Consider the following 16,815-nt stretch of genomic DNA (forward strand, 5'->3'; position numbering starts at 1 on the left):
CGGCTGAATTTATCCGAAGTCTCCGGAAAGACGAAGATCTCTGATTTAGCACTGTACTGAATTTGGGCCAGGGTCAGAAAGACGAAGATCTCTGATTTAGCACTGTACTGAATTTGGGCCAGGGTCATTTATCCGAAGTCTACAGAAAGACGAAGGCACTGATTTTGGGCCAAGGTCAGCAGCTTTTTAGGCATAAGTAAGTTAACATCTAAGTCACATTTCAAGCCGCGCACTCGTCGCGCGGTGACCACACTTGACAGGAGTATGTAATGTCCAAGCAACAGATCGGCGTCGTCGGTATGGCAGTGATGGGGCGTAACCTCGCGCTCAACATCGAAAGCCGTGGTTATACCGTCTCCGTTTTCAACCGCTCCCGTGAAAAGACCGAAGAAGTGATTGCCGAGAATCCCGGCAAAAAACTGGTGCCTTATTACACGGTGAAAGAGTTCGTTGAATCCCTTGAAACGCCTCGTCGTATCCTGTTAATGGTGAAAGCGGGCGCAGGTACTGACGCAACCATCGATTCGCTGAAACCGTATCTGGAAAAAGGCGATATCATTATTGATGGCGGTAACACCTTCTTCCAGGACACAATCCGTCGCAATCGCGAGCTGTCTGCTGAGGGTTTTAACTTTATCGGTACCGGTGTTTCCGGTGGCGAAGAGGGCGCGTTGAAAGGACCGTCCATTATGCCTGGCGGTCAGAAAGATGCCTATGAACTGGTGGCGCCGATTCTGACGAAGATTGCTGCCGTGGCGGAAGATGGCGAACCGTGCGTGACCTACATCGGTGCCGATGGCGCGGGTCACTATGTGAAAATGGTTCATAATGGTATTGAATATGGCGATATGCAGCTTATCGCTGAAGCCTATTCCCTGCTGAAAGGTGGCCTGAACCTCAGCAATGAAGAGTTGGCGAGCACCTTTACCGAGTGGAATAACGGCGAGCTGAGCAGTTATCTGATCGACATCACCAAAGACATCTTCACTAAAAAAGATGAAGACGGAAACTATCTGGTAGATGTCATTCTCGATGAGGCCGCCAACAAAGGGACCGGTAAATGGACCAGCCAGAGCGCGCTGGATCTTGGCGAACCGCTGTCGCTGATTACCGAATCCGTCTTTGCGCGTTACATCTCTTCGCTGAAAGCGCAACGTGTCGCCGCGTCTAAAGTGCTCTCCGGGCCGAAAGCGCAGCCTGTGGGTGACAAAGCGGAATTTATCGAGAAAGTGCGTCGCGCGCTGTATCTCGGCAAGATCGTTTCCTATGCGCAGGGCTTCTCGCAGTTACGCGCTGCGTCTGAGGAATACCACTGGGATCTGAACTACGGCGAGATCGCCAAAATTTTCCGTGCGGGCTGTATTATTCGCGCTCAGTTCCTGCAAAAGATCACCGATGCTTACGCAGAAAACGCCGGTATCGCTAACCTGCTGTTAGCGCCTTACTTCAGGAAAATTGCTGATGAGTACCAGCAGGCGCTGCGCGATGTCGTGGCTTACGCAGTGCAGAACGGCATTCCTGTTCCGACATTCTCTGCCGCGGTGGCCTACTATGACAGCTATCGTGCCGCGGTACTGCCAGCTAACCTGATTCAGGCGCAGCGTGACTATTTTGGTGCGCACACCTATAAACGTACTGATAAAGATGGTATTTTCCATACCGAATGGTTGGAATAATTTCTGCCAGCTTGTTTAAGCCCGGCTTAATGCCGGGCTTTTTTTTATCTATATTCTTATTGATTTATCGCGTTTGCTTAATATTAACTTAATAATCTGTGTTTATCGTAATGAAGATAATCTGAATTGTTCTCGTCTGCGTTGCAGTTTATTTACTCAGGCGCTAAAACTTTAATATCTTATCAGGATGCGAATACATCATGATTCATCATTAAGTTAATTCTGAGAGTAAATAATGAAAATCACGATATCCGGGACGGGTTATGTAGGCTTGTCTAATGGTTTGCTTATTGCACAACACCACGATGTGGTGGCGTTAGACATTGTTCCTTCCCGTGTTGAACTGTTAAATGATCGGATATCTCCGATTGTTGATAAAGAAATTCAGCAATTTTTAAAGGACGATAATATCAGATTCAGAGCAACGCTGGATAAGTTTGATGCGTACCAGAACGCAGATTACGTCATCATAGCTACGCCTACAGATTACGATCCAAAAACAAATTATTTTAATACGTCCAGTGTGGAATCGGTCATTCAGGATGTGGTAAGCATCAACCCTGCAGCTGTTATGATTATTAAGTCTACGGTACCGGTAGGCTTCACTGCGGCAATGCGTCGGCAGTTTGCGACAGAAAATATCATTTTCTCCCCGGAATTTTTACGTGAAGGTAAAGCGCTTTACGATAACCTTTATCCTTCACGTATCGTTATTGGCGAGCAGTCTGATCGCGCCAGAGAATTTGCCGCGTTACTCCAGGAAGGGGCTATTAAGCAGGGTATTCCAACGCTGTTTACAGACTCTAGTGAAGCGGAAGCCATTAAACTTTTTGCCAATACTTACCTCGCCATGCGAGTCGCTTATTTTAACGAATTAGACAGTTATGCTGAAACGTTAGGATTAAATACCCGACAAATTATTGAAGGGGTGTGCCTCGACCCGCGTATTGGTAATCATTACAATAATCCCTCGTTTGGTTATGGCGGATATTGCTTGCCAAAAGATACCAAACAGTTGCTGGCTAATTATCAGTCGGTACCTAATAATATTATCTCCGCCATCGTTGAAGCAAACCGTACGCGTAAAGATTTTATTGCCGATGCTATCCTCTCCAGAAAGCCAAAAGTGGTGGGAATTTTTCGCCTGATCATGAAGAGTGACTCCGATAATTTCCGCGCCTCATCGATTCAGGGGATCATGAAGCGCATTAAAGCGAAAGGCGTAGAGGTCATCATCTATGAACCCGTAATGAAAGAAGATACTTTCTTTAACACTCGCCTTGAACGTGATTTGCGCTGTTTTAAACAGCAGGCGGATGTCATTATTTCCAACAGGATGGCGACAGAGCTTTCGGATGTCGCTGAAAAAGTGTATACCCGCGATCTTTTCGGTAGTGACTAATAAAGAACCGGGGCTTGATAAGTCCCGGTGATTCATTGACCAAATAAATGGAAAAAAATATCTGTTTTTATCATTAATCCTATAGCATCTATTTTAGTTATGACTACACTATTTCCAGCTTCATCCTTTTTTAATTAGGGTATCTATGACAGTGGATAATAATACGTTTTCCGGGCGTGGGAACGATCCGGAACAGATTGATTTGATTGATTTATTACTACAGTTGTGGCGTGGGAAGATGACCATTATTGTAGCTGTTATTATCGCCATTTTACTGGCGGTAGGCTATCTGATGATAGCCAAAGAAAAATGGACATCCACGGCGATTCTCACCCAACCCGATGCTGGGCAGGTTGCCACCTATACCAATGCGCTCAACGTCTTGTATGGCGGGAATGCCCCCAAAATTTCGGAGGTTCAGACAAATTTTATAAGCCGCTTTAGCGCGGCGTTTTCCGCATTGGCGGAAGCGCTGGATAATCAAAAAGTACCGGAAAAGCTCACCATTGAACAGTCGGTAAAAGGGCAGGCGCTGCCGCTCTCGGTTTCTTACGTGAGTAACACCGCTGAAGGGGCGCAGCGTCGGCTGGCGGAATATATCCAACAGGTGGACGAAGAGGTCGCGAAGGAACTGGAAGTTGACCTTAAAGATAACATCACGCTGCAAACCAAAACGTTGCAGGAGTCCCTTGAAACGCAGGAAGTGGTGGCGCAGGAGCAAAAAGATCTGCGTATTAAGCAAATCGAAGAAGCGTTGCGCTACGCGGATGAAGCCAAAATCACGCAGCCGCAGATTCAGCAAACCCAGGATGTTACCCAGGATACCATGTTCCTGCTGGGGAGCGATGCGCTAAAATCGATGATACAGAACGAAGCGACGCGTCCACTGGTCTTTTCACCGGCCTATTACCAGACGAAGCAGACTCTGCTGGATATTAAAAATCTGAAAGTGACTGCCGATACGGTGCATGTCTATCGTTATGTAATGAAACCAACGCTGCCGGTTCGTCGCGATAGCCCGAAAAAAGCCATTACCCTTGTGCTGGCTGTATTACTGGGGGGGATGATCGGCGCCGGAATTGTGCTGGGACGTAATGCGCTACGTAGCTATAAGCCAAAAGCCTTGTAAGTTTCTTTGCCGGATGGCGGCTATCCAGCCTACGGAACGCAAAATTCCACCAAAAAACCGGGCGTTGCCCGGTTTTTTTTTACACTTATTGATGGCGCTTACGAAGATTATTAATCACGGTGGTAAGATTAAGATCCTGATCCTGCAACAGCACCAGCAAGTGATACATCAAATCAGACGCTTCGTTAGTCAGCTCAACACGATCGTTGACGGTTGCCGCCAGCGCGGTTTCTACACCTTCTTCGCCGACCTTTTGCGCAATACGTTTGGTACCGCTGGAGTACAGTTTCGCCGTATACGAGCTGGCCGGATCGGCGGTTTTGCGCTCTGCCAGCAGTTGCTCCAGTTGGTAGAGAAATAACCACTGATGGCTGGCGTCGCCAAAGCAGCTATTGGTGCCTTTGTGGCAGGTCGGCCCAACAGGATTTGCCAGCACCAGTAGCGTGTCGTTGTCGCAATCCGGCGCAATGCTAGCCACCTTCAGCACATGGCCTGAAGTTTCACCTTTAGTCCACAAACGCTGTTTTGTGCGTGAGAAGAAAGTAACGTTGCCGGATTCAATGGTCTTGTCCAGCGCTTGTGGATTCATGTAACCCAGCATTAATACTTCGCCAGATACCGCATGTTGCACGATGGCTGGCATCATGCCGTCAGTTTTTTCCCAGTCCAGCTCGCGGCGTTGTTGCTCTGTTAGCATATCCTGATCTCCACGCCCTGGCCTGCCAGGTACGCTTTTAATTCGCCAATATTGATGATTTGCTTGTGAAAAACGGAGGCGGCAAGCGCGCCGTCGACATCAGCATCACGGAATGCCTCAAGAAAGTGTTCCATCGTGCCCGCGCCACCGGAGGCGATCAGCGGCACGCGGCAAACGTCACGGACTTTTTTCAGTTGCGTCAGATCGTAACCGTTACGCACGCCGTCCTGGTTCATCATATTCAGGACGATTTCGCCCGCGCCGCGTTGTTGTACCTCTTGCACCCAGTCCAGCGTCTCCCACTGCGTCACGCGGGTACGGTTCTCATCGCCAGTATACTGGTTAACGTGGTATTTCCCCGTAGCGTCGTCAAACCAGGTATCAATTCCAACGACAATGCACTGTACACCAAAGCGGTCAGCCAGACGGGTAATCAGAGTTGGGTCAGCCAGGGCCGGGGAGTTCACGGAGATCTTATCCGCTCCGAAAGAGAGAATTTTGGCGGCGTCGTCAATTGACCGAATACCGCCCGCTACGCAAAACGGAATGTCGATCACCTCGGCTACGCGCGACACCCAGCTTTTATCCACTACACGGCCATCGCTGGAGGCGGTAATGTCATAGAACACCAGTTCGTCCGCGCCTTCGTCGGCATAGCGTTTAGCCAGCGGGACGATATCGCCAATGATCTCATGGTTGCGAAACTGTACGCCTTTCACCACCTGACCATCACGAACGTCCAGACACGGAATTATGCGTTTTGCCAGCATTGGATAGCCTCCTTAACGGTAAATTTCCCTTCCAGTAGCGCGCGTCCGACAATCACGCCGCGCACGCCGGTGCCGCGCAGGGCGGCGATATCATCGATATCGCCAATACCGCCGGAGGACTGAAAGGCGATCTGCGGATATCTGGCGCATACCTCTTGGTATAGCGAAACATTAGAACCCGCCAGCGTGCCGTCGCGAGAAATATCGGTACACAGCACATGTTTCAGGCCGACGGGGAGATAGGTTTCCACCAGTTGTTCCAGCGAGATGCCGGAGTTTTCCTGCCAGCCGCTAACCGCCACCTGTTTGTTGCCGTGTTCGTCTATGCGAACGTCCAGCGCCAGTACCAACGCCTGCGCGCCGAAACGTTCAAACCAACCTTTCACCACCTCAGGGGATTTTACTGCCGTTGAACCTACGACCACACGGGCAACGCCAGCCTCCAGTAATGCCGCAACGTCTTCTTCGGTACGCACGCCGCCGCCGACCTGAACAGGCACGTTCACGCCTGCGACCAGCGTTTTGATCAGCGATATCTGTCGATTAGCCGGATCTTTAGCGCCGGTCAGATCTACCAGATGCAGCACTTCAGCGCCCTGGGCGACGTAATCCTGCAAACGGGGCAGGGGATCGTTACCGTAATCCCGCTGCCGGGCATAGTCGCCCTGATGGAGACGCACCACGACGCCGTCGATTAAATCTAATGCCGGAATAATCATTACATCTCCAGGAAATTTTTCAGCAACTGCGCGCCCGCCGCGCCCGAACGTTCCGGGTGGAACTGCACGCCGAAGAAGTTGTCTTTCTGTACCGCGGCGGTGAACGGCTCGCCGTAATGACACTGAGCGATCGTCCACGGATTGACCGGCATCGCGTAGCTGTGAACAAAATAAAAATAGGCGCCATCTTCAATGCCCTGGAACAATCGATTGCCCGCCTGCGGATAAACGCGATTCCAGCCCATGTGCGGTAGCGGCAGACCAAAATCGGTCATTTTCGGCACATCTTGTTCGATAATGTTCAGCAGATCCACGCCGTGCGTCTCTTCGCTGCGACGCCCCAGCAGTTGCATACCCAGGCAGATACCCAGTACCGGCTGAGTACACGCTTTAATTAAGTCGATTAGTTCACGTTCGCGTAGTTGATCCATAGCGGCTTGCGCCGTGCCCACGCCCGGCAGAAAGAGTTTGTCAGCGCGTAATACGATTTCCGGTTCCCGGCTGACCACAGGAGCATAGCCGTGGCGCGCCACGGCGGATTTTACCGAGCTTAAATTGGCGCAGCCGGTGTCAAGGATGACGACGTTCATCACAGCACTCCTTTCGAGGACGGCAATGTATCGCCCTCCACGCGAATGGCCTGCCGTAGCGTACGACCAAAGGCTTTAAACAAGCTTTCAACGCGGTGGTGATCGTTCTTACCCTTAGTCTTAAGATGCAGGGTGACGCCCATGGTATAAGAGAGCGAGCGGAAAAAGTGTTCAATCATTTCTGTGCTCAGATCGCCCACGCGCTGGTAAGTAAATTCAGCTTTATATTCCAGGTGCGGACGACCGGAAATATCCAGCGCACAGCGCGCCAGGCACTCATCCATCGGCAATACAAAACCGAAACGGCAGATACCGCGCTTGTCGCCGAGCGCCAGCTTTAACGCCTCGCCGAGCGCCAGCCCGGTATCTTCTACCGTGTGATGATCGTCAATATAGAGATCACCCTTAACGGTAATCTCCATGCGAAAGCCGCCGTGGGTGGCGATTTGATCAAGCATATGGTCAAAGAAACCGACGCCGGTATTAATCTTGCTGTTGCCTTCGCGATCCAGCCAGACGCTGACATCAATCTGCGTTTCTTTAGTGTTGCGCGCCACATGCGCATAACGATCGCGTTTCGTTAGCTGTTTGCCAATCATCGACCAGTTCAGCGTTTCACGGTGATAGCGTAAACCCGTAATGCCCATATTATCAGCGAGCTGGATATCGGTCGCGCGATCGCCAATCACATAGCTATTGGCGCTATCCATCGCGTGCTCCGCCAGATAGCGCTCCACCAGCTTCACTTTGGGCTTACGGCAGTCGCAATCTTCTGCGGGCAGATGAGGGCAGATGAGCACGTCATCAAAGTGTATGCCCTGAGAGGTGAAAATCTGCATCATCAGGTTGTGTGGTCCGTCAAAGTCCGCCTGCGGGAAGCTTTGCGTGCCAAGCCCATCCTGGTTAGTGATCATCACCAGTTTAAAACCCGCTTTTTGCAGCGTCAGCAATACGGGAATGACCTCTGGCTCGAAGGCCAGCTTATAAAAGCTGTCTACCTGAAAATCACTCGGCGGTTCGGAAATTAAGGTTCCGTCCCGGTCGATGAAAAGATACTTCTGACTCATACTGGCTCCGCACGTAAGGCGTCAATGACGCGCTGGTTTTCCTGGCGGGTGCCGACCGTAATCCGCAGGCAGCCGCTTAAAGAAGGTTGTTTATTCTGATCGCGTAAGATAATGCCCTGATCCCATAATGATTTAAACACGCTGCTGGAGGCGGTAAACCGCGCCAGAATATAGTTGGTTTCAGAGTCAAAGACGTGTTCTAAGCAGGCGGCCTGTTGTAGGCCATTTACCAGATGCTGACGTTCCTGCACAATCAGCCTCACGCGCTCGCGCATCGCGTTTATTCCCCGCGGACTCAGCGCCTGGGCGGCGATATCCGCCACCGGCGTGGAGAGCGGATAAGGGGCGATCACTTTTAACAGCAGGTTAATCACCTCTTCATTGGCCAGAGTAAAGCCGCAGCGCAGACCCGCCAGCGCAAAAGCTTTCGACAATGTGCGCAGAATAACCAGATGAGGATATTCAACCAGCCAGCCTGCCAGCGTGGCCTGCGGGCAAAACTCAATATAGGCTTCATCGGCGACGACCATCGCTTTACCGCGCGTCAACTCCAGCAGCGTGCGCAGATCCTGCGGGTTGATAAGTTGTCCGGTGGGGTTATTGGGGCTACAAACGAACACCACTTTTGCGCCGTCAAGGTTGTCGTAAATCCCCTGTAGATCCAACTGCCAGTTTTCAAGCGTGGGAACCGTTCGGCGCGCTACGCCAATGGTTTCGGCGCTGACGCTGTACATACCGTAAGTGGGCGGGCAGTAGAGAATGGCATCTTTCCCCGGTTCGCAGAAGGCACGGATCATCAGTTCGATCCCTTCGTCCGCGCCGCGGCTGACCAGCACCTGCTCAGGCTTTACGCCAGCATATTGTGCGTAGTTTTCAATCACGGCCTTTGGCTGGCATTCCGGGTAGCGGTTAAGCGTTTGTTGGGTGAGCTGAAACTCCACCGCTGTCGGGAATTCATTAGCGTTCAGCCAGACATCGCCGTTACCGCCCAGACGGCGGGCGGACTGATACGGTATCAGGTTGCGGACATTTTCACGGGCTAAGTCAGCGACACTGAGAGTATTTTCAGTACTCATGCTTGCTCCTTGAGGACGTTTACGCGCAGGGTAACGGCATTTTTATGGGCGGTCAGGCGCTCTGCTGCCGCCAACGTTTCAATGGTTGGCGCCAGCGCGGAAAAGCCCGCTTTCGACAGCTCCTGAACGGTCATTCGTTTCTGAAAGTCCGCCAACCCAAGACTGGAACAGGTAGCAGTATAGCCATAGGTGGGTAAAACATGGTTGGTTCCGGAAGCGTAATCGCCTGCGGATTCCGGCGACCAGTCGCCGAGAAATACCGAGCCGGCGCTGGTAATCGCATCCACCAAATCACGCGCATTTCGCGTCTGGATGATTAAGTGTTCCGGCCCATATTGATTAGAGATAGCGACGCACTGCGCTAAATCTTTGGTCACAATCAGACGACTGGCGCGCAAAGCCTGACGGGCGGTTTCCGCGCGCGGCAGTTCAGCCAGTTGACGTTCTACCGCCTCCGCTACCTTGCGGGCGATGTCGGCATCCGGCGTCAGAAGAATCACCTGTGAATCCGGGCCGTGTTCTGCCTGGGAAAGCAGGTCAGAAGCGACGAAATCCGGCGTTGCGCCGCTGTCGGCGATCACCAATACTTCAGACGGCCCGGCAGGCATATCGATAGCCGCGCCGTCGAGACGCTGGCTGACCTGACGTTTGGCTTCGGTCACGAAGGCGTTGCCGGGGCCAAAAATTTTATCGACTTTCGGAACTGATTCGCTGCCGAAGGCCAGAGCAGCAATCGCCTGCGAGCCGCCGACGTTAAAGATCTCCTGTACGCCACACAGTTGTGCCGCATAGAGGATTTCATCGGCGATGGGCGGCGGCGAGCACAGAACCACTTTCTGACATCCCGCAATACGCGCCGGCGTTGCCAGCATTAGCACCGTTGAGAAGAGCGGAGCCGAGCCGCCGGGAATATACAGACCGACAGATGCGACGGGACGCGTAACCTGCTGGCAACGCACGCCAGGCTGGGTTTCCACATCTACTGGCGGCAGCGTTTGCGCGGAATGGAACGTTTCAATATTTTTGACGGCGGCGGCCATCGCCTGTTTTAATTCTTCGCTCAGACGCGCGCCGGCGGCGGCTATCTCTTCAGCGGTGACACGTAGTGATGTTACTTCAGTTTTATCAAATTTGGCGCCGTATTCACGCAGGGCGTCGTCACCGCGCGTTTTTACATTATCCAGAATATCGCTGACTGTACGGGTAATGCTATCAGAGGCGGAAATCGCCGGACGCGTCAGTAATTCACGCTGCTGTTCAGGGTTACAGTTGTTCCAGTCAATCAGGGTATTGAAGCCCATGGTTTTTACTCCATCATCTTCTCGATCGGCAGCACCAGAATCGAGCTGGCGCCAAGCGCTTTCAGTTTCTCCATGGTTTCCCAGAAGAGAGTCTCACTACTGACCATGTGCATCGCCACGCGCTGTTGCTCGCCCGCCAGCGGCAGAATCGTTGGTCGCTCGGCGCCTGGCAACAGGGCGATAACCTCTTCCAGGCGTTCGCTCGGCGCGTGCATCATGATGTATTTCGATTCGCGCGCCTGAATCACGCCCTGAATACGGGTCAGCAATTTATCGATCAGTTGTTGCTTACTCTCCGCTATTTCACCGTCGCGCTGGATAAGACAAGCTTTAGAGCGATAGATAACTTCGACTTCACGCAGGCCGTTAGCTTCAAGCGTCGCGCCGGTAGAGACTAAATCGCAGATAGCATCGGCCAGTCCCGCGCGCGGAGCGACTTCGACCGAGCCATTTAACAGACAGGATTTAAAAGAGACGCCTTTCTGGTCAAGGTAACGTTTGAGGAGATGCGGATAAGAGGTGGCGATACGTTTACCCTCCAGCGCCACCGGGCCGTCCCAGGCTTCGTCAACCGGCGTCGCCAGCGACAGGCGGCAGCCGCCGAAGTCAAGACGGCGCAGGGTAAAATAGCGCGGATCTTCGCCCTGCGCGCGGCGGTTAAGCAGCTCTTCTTCCAGTACGTTCTCGCCAATAATGCCGAGATCGACCACGCCATCCATTACCAGACCCGGAATGTCATCATCACGCACGCGCAGGATATCAATCGGCATATTCTCCGCCATCGCAATCAGGCGCTGGGTGTGTAAATTAATTTTTATGCCGCAGCGGGCCAGCAATTCTCGTGAATCATCGCTTAAACGACCTGATTTCTGAATAGCTATGCGTAAGCGGGTGTTGTCTAACATTTTGTGTTCCTCTTTATCCTGTCTGAACCGGTCTGTATCGCGCGCTAAAAAAAAGCCCCCGGAAGATGATCTTCCGGGGGCTTTCTCATGCGTTCATGCACCACTGGAAGATCTGAATGTCTCCCAGCACACATCGCCTGAAAGACTAGTCAGGGTGATGGTGATGATGGTGGTGTTTAAATTGAACGCGTGTCATAAAAATTCCGATGAATGCTTATTCATTTTATGCCTCTTAACCTAAACCACTTTTACGCCTTAAAGCAAGCGCTTTTTTCATTTCGTATTTATAGTATGAATTGTCAGTCACGGCGGGCTAGCGTAGCCTTATGTATAAGGCGTTAAAGTCAGGAGAAAATGGATGAAAAAGGTCGCAATTGTCGGTTTAGGTTGGTTAGGCATGCCGCTGGCAATGTCGCTGGCAGCGAGAGGCTGGCAGGTTACCGGCAGCAAAACCACCCTTGACGGGGTGGAAGCGGCCCGTATGAGTGGCATTGAAAGCTATCCGCTGCGTCTGGAGCCGGAGCTGGTCTGTGAAGCAGATGATCTTGACGCTCTGCTGGATGTCGATGCACTGGTGATAACGCTACCCGCGCGTCGTAGCGGGCCGGGAGAGGATTTTTATCTGCAGGCGATGCAGGAGCTGGTCGACAGCGCGCTGGCATACCGTATCCCGCGTATCATTTTTACCAGTTCGACATCTGTTTACGGCGATGTGCAAGGCGTGGTGAAAGAGAATACGCCGCGTAATCCGGTAACGGCCAGTGGGCGTACCCTGAAGGAACTGGAAGACTGGCTGCACAACCTGCCGGGCACGTCAGTGGATATTCTGCGGCTGGCGGGGTTGGTCGGGCCGGGACGGCATCCCGGACGTTTCTTTGCCGGAAAAACCGCGCCGGATGGTCAACACGGAGTCAATCTGGTGCATCTTGAAGATGTAGTCTGCGCAATTACTCTCTTGCTACAGGCGCCGAAAGGGGGGCACATCTATAATATATGTGCGCCGGCGCACCCGGCACGCAACGTGTTCTATCCGCAAATGGCGCGCTTGCTGGGAATGGAGCCGCCGCATTTTCGTGACGCGCCGGATAACGGCAAAGGGAAGGTTATCGACGGTAGCCGAATTTGTAATGAGCTTGGATTTGAATACCAGTATCCCGATCCGCTGGTGATGCCGATGGAATGAGTCGCTGTCCAGCAGGTGGTCTCCATATAGCGCAAGGGGACGAGTATGAAACCACTGCTGGACGTTCTGCTTATTCTTGATGCGTTAGAATTAGAAAAAGAGGGCAGCTTCGCGGCGGCATCGGCAAAATTATTCAAAACGCCGTCCGCCCTCAGTTATACCGTTCATAAGCTGGAAAACGATCTTAATATCTAACAGCTCGACCGTAGCGGTCATCGCGCGAGATTTACGCGAGTCGGTAAGATGCTACTGGAAAAATGCCGTGAAGTGCTGCACACCGTTCGCGAGCTGAAAAAGCAGGCAATTAAACTGCATGAAGGCTGGGAGAACGAACCGGTCATCAGTGTGGATGATACCTTTCCCTTTTCTCTTCTGGCCCCGCTTATTGACGCTTTTTATCAACGCCACAGCGTGACGCGCCTGAAATTTGTTAATGGCGTTCTCGGCGGCTCATGGGAGACGTTGACGCAGGGAGGGGCGGATATCATCGTTAGCGCCATGCGCGCGCCGCCGGCAGACACCGGCTTTGGCTTTGCAAGCCTGGGCGCTCTTGAACTGGTGTTTGCTGTCGCTCCTCATCATCCTCTGGTTCATGAAGAGGAACCGCTTAGCCGCCAGACGATTAAACGCTTTCGCGCGATTGTGGTTGGCGATAGCGCCCATTCATCACGAACGACAGGATCTGAATTGCTCGACGCTCAGGAAGCGATTACGGTTTTTGATTTTAAAACCAAGCTGGAGCTGCAAATTAGCGGCCTGGGATGCGGCTATTTACCGCGTTATCTGGCGCAGCGATTTTGGAAAGCGGCGCGCTTATAGAGAAGAACGTGGTGGCGCAAATCGCCTATGAACCGGTATGTATTGTCTGGAATGGACAGGCCGCCGGGCTGGCCAGCGGCTGGTGGTGGGATGAAATTTTAGCAAATCATGCTATTGCTGGGGGGGATGCAAAATCGCCGATTTAAAAATCAATCGCTTATGAAAAATAATTTTTTGATCGCGCTCTCATTCTCTTGTCATTTCACTTCAATTTAGGGCAGAATACGCCGCTTGCAAAAAATGACACTAACCGACGTTTTAATACGCGTCGGTTATTTTTTTGCTTCAAACACATCATTCAATACCAAGAGGCCGGGCTTCGTACCGGATAGATACTTACTTAAAAATCGACAGTTGTTGTCGCTGAGGAATCCAGAAAATGGGGCAATTTTTTGCTTACGCGACGGCATTCGCCGTAAAGGAGAATGACCATGTCGCATAACGTTACTCCAAACACCTCTCGCGTGGAATTACGTAAAACGCTTACGTTAGTTCCGGTTGTAATGATGGGTCTTGCCTATATGCAGCCGATGACGCTGTTCGATACATTTGGTATCGTTTCAGGCCTCACTGACGGTCACGTACCGACGGCATATGCATTCGCGTTAATCGCGATTCTGTTTACGGCATTGAGCTACGGGAAACTGGTGCGTCGTTACCCTTCTGCGGGGTCGGCGTACACCTATGCCCAGAAATCCATCAGCCCGACCGTTGGCTTTATGGTGGGTTGGTCTTCTCTACTCGATTATCTGTTCGCGCCGATGATCAACATTCTGTTGGCGAAAATTTATTTTGAAGCACTGGTGCCCTCCATTCCGTCATGGGTCTTTGTTGTGGCGCTGGTGGCCTTTATGACGGCCTTTAACCTGCGTAGCCTTAAATCGGTCGCTAACTTCAACACCGTGATTGTGGTGTTGCAGGTGGTGCTGATTGCGGTCATCCTGGGTATGGTGGTTTATGGCGTATTTGAAGGCGAAGGCGCCGGTACGCTGGCGAGTACCCGTCCGTTCTGGTCCGGCGATGCGCACGTTATCCCGATGATTACGGGGGCGACGATCCTGTGCTTCTCCTTTACCGGCTTTGACGGCATCAGTAACCTGTCGGAAGAGACCAAAGATGCTGAACGCGTGATCCCGCGTGCAATTTTCCTGACCGCGCTGATTGGCGGCCTGATCTTCATCTTTGCGACCTATTTCCTGCAACTGTATTTCCCGGATATTTCTCGCTTTAAAGATCCGGATGCGTCTCAGCCGGAAATCATGCTGTACGTGGCGGGTAAAGCCTTCCAGGTGGGCGCGCTGATTTTCTCTACTATCACCGTACTGGCTTCCGGTATGGCGGCGCACGCAGGCGTAGCGCGCCTGATGTACGTCATGGGGCGCGACGGCGTATTCCCGAAAAGCTTCTTCGGTTACGTTCATCCGAAATGGCGTACGCCAGCGATGAACATCATTCTGGTCGGGGCGATCGCGCTGCTGGCGATTAATTTTGACCTGGTGATGGCGACGGCGCTGATTAACTTTGGCGCGCTGGTTGCGTTCACCTTCGTTAACCTGTCCGTGATTTCGCAGTTCTGGATCCGTGAGAAGCGTAATAAAACGTTGAAAGATCACTTCCAGTATCTGTTCCTGCCGATGTGCGGCGCGCTGACGGTTGGCGCGTTGTGGGTTAACCTGGAAGAGAGCTCAATGGTACTGGGCCTGATCTGGGCGGGTATCGGGCTGATTTATCTGGCGTGCGTCACCAAAAGCTTCCGCAACCCGGTTCCACAGTACGAAGATGTCGCGTAATCGCGCGTATTATCGACAATAACAAAACCGGAGGCAGTGCCTCCGGTTTTTTCTCTGTTATCCGGCACGTTTGCCGGATGCGGCGTAAATATTTATCCGCTCTGGATTAACAATACCCGTCAGGCATTGGTCAATTACACAATCTCAGTTGCGTACTGCCACAGTGATTTCAGCAACCCCAGCTTCGTTTTATCTTCCGCATACTGCTGAGAAAGCATCTGCAATTCATTGGCATACTGTTGTAAAAACTCTGGCGTCAGCACCTGACGGCGATGCGCCAGCCAGCGCTGCTGCTCTGCGTCATCCAGCGTACCGGGAAAATTGCGCGCGCGGTAATTAAACAGCAGCTTCTCAATGCGTTTATCGACAAAGGTAATATCCAGCGCGGGCAGGTTACGTGGCTCGGTTTCGAGTACGATTTTCATGGCTGCGCGATCGGAATCGCTGAAGAAACCATCATAGAGCTGGGCATCGACGTTATCCGGGGAGGAAAAAGGTTCGGCTTCGGCGAAAATCGCCACCACTTTATCGCGAACCTGCGGGTTTTCACGCAATACTTTCAGGTTATCCAGGCAGTGCTGGCGATTAATTCCCAGCCGGTCCGCATCCTCCGGGCGCAACGTATTCGCCTGCGCCAGGACCGGACATTTATTGATATGCACCAGCTTTACCGGCACTGCGGCGTTATTGCCAAGATCGGCTTTGGCCGTATAAAGCCGATCGCGAAGGGTATCGCTGTCTAGTTCAAGAAGAGGGGAAATATCGCCTGCTAAATCGACCACGATCACCGCGTTCCGATTTTCAGGATGCCACGCCAGCGGCGCGACCCAGCTTGTATTGCCACGCCACGCTCCAAACATGCCGGAGATATGCACCAGCGGCTTCATTTGCGGAACGTCAATCAGCGCTGCCAGTTTATGTTTACTGCGGTGGCTATAAAGATAATCAAACAGACGCGGCTGGCGTGTTTTCACCAGTTGCGCCATCGCAATAGTGGCGTAGACATCGGCCATCGCATCGTGAGCGTTGCTGTGTTCGATATCGTTCGCTTGGGTTAAATGTTCCAGACGAAAGCTAGGCAGACCGTCGTCGTTTTCCGGCCAGTTTATCCCCTCAGGGCGCAGTGCATAACAGGCGCGCATGACATCCAATATATCCCAGCGTGAATTATCATGCTGCCAGCTCCAGGCGTAGGGATCGTAAAAGTTGCGATAAAAAATATTGCGCGTGACTTCATCATCAAAACGAACATTGTTGTAGCCCACAACGCAGGTTTTAGGAACGGTAAACAGCGCATGGATGCGTCTGGCGAAAGCGGCTTCGTTTTCTCCTTTCTCACACGCTTCCTGCGGCGTGATGCCGGTAATCAGCACCGCGCCGGGCTGTGGCAGATAATCATCGGCGGGTTTGCAGTAAAATACGTCCGGTTCGCCAACAATATTGAAGTCGTTATCTGTACGGATTGCGGCGAATTGCGCAGGTCTGTCGAGGGCCGGATGCGTACCGAAGGTTTCGTAATCGTGGAAGAGGAATGTGCTCTGTATGCTGTCGTTTTTAACTGTCACTTGATGTACACGCCTGATGTGATATGTATATGAAATAAGATGCTTTTAATGCTTTTAGTCATTGATTGCTTCTGTCTGTACACGTTTATATACTGTTGCTTATGCGATTTTGCGTACAGAAAATTA

Annotated in this window: 16 protein-coding genes, 1 pseudogene and 1 other annotated feature; of the genes and pseudogenes, 7 read left to right on the top strand and 10 right to left on the bottom strand. The window is 52.0% G+C overall.

Annotated elements, in window-relative coordinates; all coding sequences use genetic code 11:
• The first annotated feature begins 269 nt into the window (after window positions 1–269).
• From gndA to wzzB, 3 genes are all read left to right on the top strand, one after another.
• Window positions 270–1,676, top strand: coding sequence for an NADP-dependent phosphogluconate dehydrogenase (gene gndA / locus F4V61_RS19305; protein WP_058819954.1), 1,407 nt, complete (start codon window positions 270–272; stop codon window positions 1,674–1,676).
• A 235-nt stretch (window positions 1,677–1,911) separates the two neighbouring features.
• Window positions 1,912–3,078 carry a UDP-glucose 6-dehydrogenase gene (gene ugd / locus F4V61_RS19310; protein WP_000704819.1) on the top strand — a complete coding sequence of 389 codons (1,167 nt, stop codon included), beginning with the start codon at window positions 1,912–1,914 and terminating at the stop codon, window positions 3,076–3,078.
• Between the two features lie 145 nt (window positions 3,079–3,223).
• Window positions 3,224–4,207: an LPS O-antigen chain length determinant protein WzzB gene (gene wzzB, locus F4V61_RS19315; RefSeq protein WP_000215237.1), complete on the top strand. Its 984-nt coding sequence runs from the start codon at window positions 3,224–3,226 to the stop codon at window positions 4,205–4,207.
• Window positions 4,208–4,292: 85 nt separating this feature from the next.
• Here wzzB and hisIE read toward each other — a convergent pair whose 3' ends face one another.
• The 9 genes from hisIE to hisL all read right to left on the bottom strand — a co-directional run bounded on the left by hisIE (window position 4,293) and on the right by hisL (window position 11,528).
• Complete coding sequence (gene hisIE / locus F4V61_RS19320; RefSeq protein WP_038395444.1) at window positions 4,293–4,904, bottom strand: bifunctional phosphoribosyl-AMP cyclohydrolase/phosphoribosyl-ATP diphosphatase HisIE; 612 nt, start codon at window positions 4,902–4,904, stop codon at window positions 4,293–4,295.
• Window positions 4,898–5,674: an imidazole glycerol phosphate synthase subunit HisF gene (hisF, locus tag F4V61_RS19325; protein WP_038395446.1), complete on the bottom strand. Its 777-nt coding sequence runs from the start codon at window positions 5,672–5,674 to the stop codon at window positions 4,898–4,900. The genes hisIE and hisF overlap by 7 nt, the downstream gene beginning before the upstream one ends.
• Window positions 5,656–6,393 carry a 1-(5-phosphoribosyl)-5-[(5-phosphoribosylamino)methylideneamino]imidazole-4-carboxamide isomerase gene (gene hisA, locus F4V61_RS19330; RefSeq protein WP_038395448.1) on the bottom strand — a complete coding sequence of 246 codons (738 nt, stop codon included), beginning with the start codon at window positions 6,391–6,393 and terminating at the stop codon, window positions 5,656–5,658. Before hisA ends, hisF begins: the two co-directional genes overlap by 19 nt.
• Complete coding sequence (gene hisH, locus F4V61_RS19335) at window positions 6,393–6,983, bottom strand: imidazole glycerol phosphate synthase subunit HisH (RefSeq protein ID WP_001103589.1); 591 nt, start codon at window positions 6,981–6,983, stop codon at window positions 6,393–6,395. Before hisH ends, hisA begins: the two co-directional genes overlap by 1 nt.
• Complete coding sequence (gene hisB / locus F4V61_RS19340; RefSeq protein WP_058819952.1) at window positions 6,983–8,050, bottom strand: bifunctional histidinol-phosphatase/imidazoleglycerol-phosphate dehydratase HisB; 1,068 nt, start codon at window positions 8,048–8,050, stop codon at window positions 6,983–6,985. The genes hisH and hisB overlap by 1 nt, the downstream gene beginning before the upstream one ends.
• Window positions 8,047–9,126, bottom strand: a complete 1,080-nt coding sequence (hisC, locus tag F4V61_RS19345) for a histidinol-phosphate transaminase (RefSeq protein WP_000102700.1) — start codon at window positions 9,124–9,126, stop codon at window positions 8,047–8,049. The genes hisB and hisC overlap by 4 nt, the downstream gene beginning before the upstream one ends.
• Window positions 9,123–10,427, bottom strand: a complete 1,305-nt coding sequence (gene hisD / locus F4V61_RS19350) for a histidinol dehydrogenase (RefSeq protein ID WP_000506611.1) — start codon at window positions 10,425–10,427, stop codon at window positions 9,123–9,125. Before hisD ends, hisC begins: the two co-directional genes overlap by 4 nt.
• A 5-nt stretch (window positions 10,428–10,432) precedes the next feature.
• Window positions 10,433–11,332, bottom strand: a complete 900-nt coding sequence (gene hisG, locus F4V61_RS19355; protein WP_038395454.1) for an ATP phosphoribosyltransferase — start codon at window positions 11,330–11,332, stop codon at window positions 10,433–10,435.
• A gap of 46 nt (window positions 11,333–11,378) precedes the next feature.
• Window positions 11,379–11,502, bottom strand: a sequence feature (His leader region).
• Complete coding sequence (gene hisL / locus F4V61_RS19360) at window positions 11,478–11,528, bottom strand: his operon leader peptide (protein ID WP_001364200.1); 51 nt, start codon at window positions 11,526–11,528, stop codon at window positions 11,478–11,480. Its footprint overlaps the feature before it by 25 nt.
• A gap of 162 nt (window positions 11,529–11,690) precedes the next feature.
• Between hisL and F4V61_RS19365 the strand changes: the two genes are divergently transcribed.
• The 4 genes and pseudogenes from F4V61_RS19365 to plaP all read left to right on the top strand — a co-directional run bounded on the left by F4V61_RS19365 (window position 11,691) and on the right by plaP (window position 15,124).
• Window positions 11,691–12,515 (top strand): SDR family oxidoreductase, encoded by an 825-nt coding sequence (locus F4V61_RS19365; RefSeq protein WP_000754717.1) that lies wholly within the window; start codon window positions 11,691–11,693, stop codon window positions 12,513–12,515.
• A gap of 45 nt (window positions 12,516–12,560) precedes the next feature.
• A pseudogene (locus F4V61_RS19370) lies at window positions 12,561–13,480 on the top strand (LysR substrate-binding domain-containing protein).
• A gap of 233 nt (window positions 13,481–13,713) precedes the next feature.
• Entirely contained in the window at window positions 13,714–13,776 is a 63-nt protein-coding gene (gene yoeI, locus F4V61_RS19375; protein WP_096335044.1) for a membrane protein YoeI, read from the top strand.
• The gene (gene plaP / locus F4V61_RS19380) at window positions 13,766–15,124 is read left to right on the top strand and encodes a putrescine/proton symporter PlaP (RefSeq protein WP_000019204.1); all 1,359 of its coding nucleotides are present in this window, start codon (window positions 13,766–13,768) and stop codon (window positions 15,122–15,124) included. Before yoeI ends, plaP begins: the two co-directional genes overlap by 11 nt.
• Window positions 15,125–15,258: 134 nt before the next feature.
• Here plaP and sbcB read toward each other — a convergent pair whose 3' ends face one another.
• A complete protein-coding gene (gene sbcB / locus F4V61_RS19385; protein ID WP_038395456.1) occupies window positions 15,259–16,689 on the bottom strand; it encodes an exodeoxyribonuclease I in 1,431 nt (476 codons plus the stop codon).
• Window positions 16,690–16,815: the final 126 nt, after the last annotated feature.

The organism is Salmonella enterica subsp. arizonae (genome assembly GCF_008692845.1).
Lineage (GTDB): Bacteria > Pseudomonadota > Gammaproteobacteria > Enterobacterales > Enterobacteriaceae > Salmonella > Salmonella arizonae.

Excerpts from the sequence above, each read along its gene's own strand:
- plaP (WP_000019204.1), top strand. The coding sequence starts at position 13,766 with ATGTCGCATAACGTTACTCCAAACACCTCTCGCGTGGAATTACGTAAA.
- hisC (WP_000102700.1), bottom strand. The coding sequence starts at position 9,126 with ATGAGTACTGAAAATACTCTCAGTGTCGCTGACTTAGCCCGTGAAAAT.
- hisF (WP_038395446.1), bottom strand. The coding sequence starts at position 5,674 with ATGCTGGCAAAACGCATAATTCCGTGTCTGGACGTTCGTGATGGTCAG.
- gndA (WP_058819954.1), top strand. The coding sequence starts at position 270 with ATGTCCAAGCAACAGATCGGCGTCGTCGGTATGGCAGTGATGGGGCGT.
- hisD (WP_000506611.1), bottom strand. The coding sequence starts at position 10,427 with ATGGGCTTCAATACCCTGATTGACTGGAACAACTGTAACCCTGAACAG.
- hisIE (WP_038395444.1), bottom strand. The coding sequence starts at position 4,904 with ATGCTAACAGAGCAACAACGCCGCGAGCTGGACTGGGAAAAAACTGAC.
- ugd (WP_000704819.1), top strand. The coding sequence starts at position 1,912 with ATGAAAATCACGATATCCGGGACGGGTTATGTAGGCTTGTCTAATGGT.
- hisA (WP_038395448.1), bottom strand. The coding sequence starts at position 6,393 with ATGATTATTCCGGCATTAGATTTAATCGACGGCGTCGTGGTGCGTCTC.
- hisB (WP_058819952.1), bottom strand. The coding sequence starts at position 8,050 with ATGAGTCAGAAGTATCTTTTCATCGACCGGGACGGAACCTTAATTTCC.
- hisG (WP_038395454.1), bottom strand. The coding sequence starts at position 11,332 with ATGTTAGACAACACCCGCTTACGCATAGCTATTCAGAAATCAGGTCGT.
- hisH (WP_001103589.1), bottom strand. The coding sequence starts at position 6,983 with ATGAACGTCGTCATCCTTGACACCGGCTGCGCCAATTTAAGCTCGGTA.
- wzzB (WP_000215237.1), top strand. The coding sequence starts at position 3,224 with ATGACAGTGGATAATAATACGTTTTCCGGGCGTGGGAACGATCCGGAA.
- F4V61_RS19365 (WP_000754717.1), top strand. The coding sequence starts at position 11,691 with ATGAAAAAGGTCGCAATTGTCGGTTTAGGTTGGTTAGGCATGCCGCTG.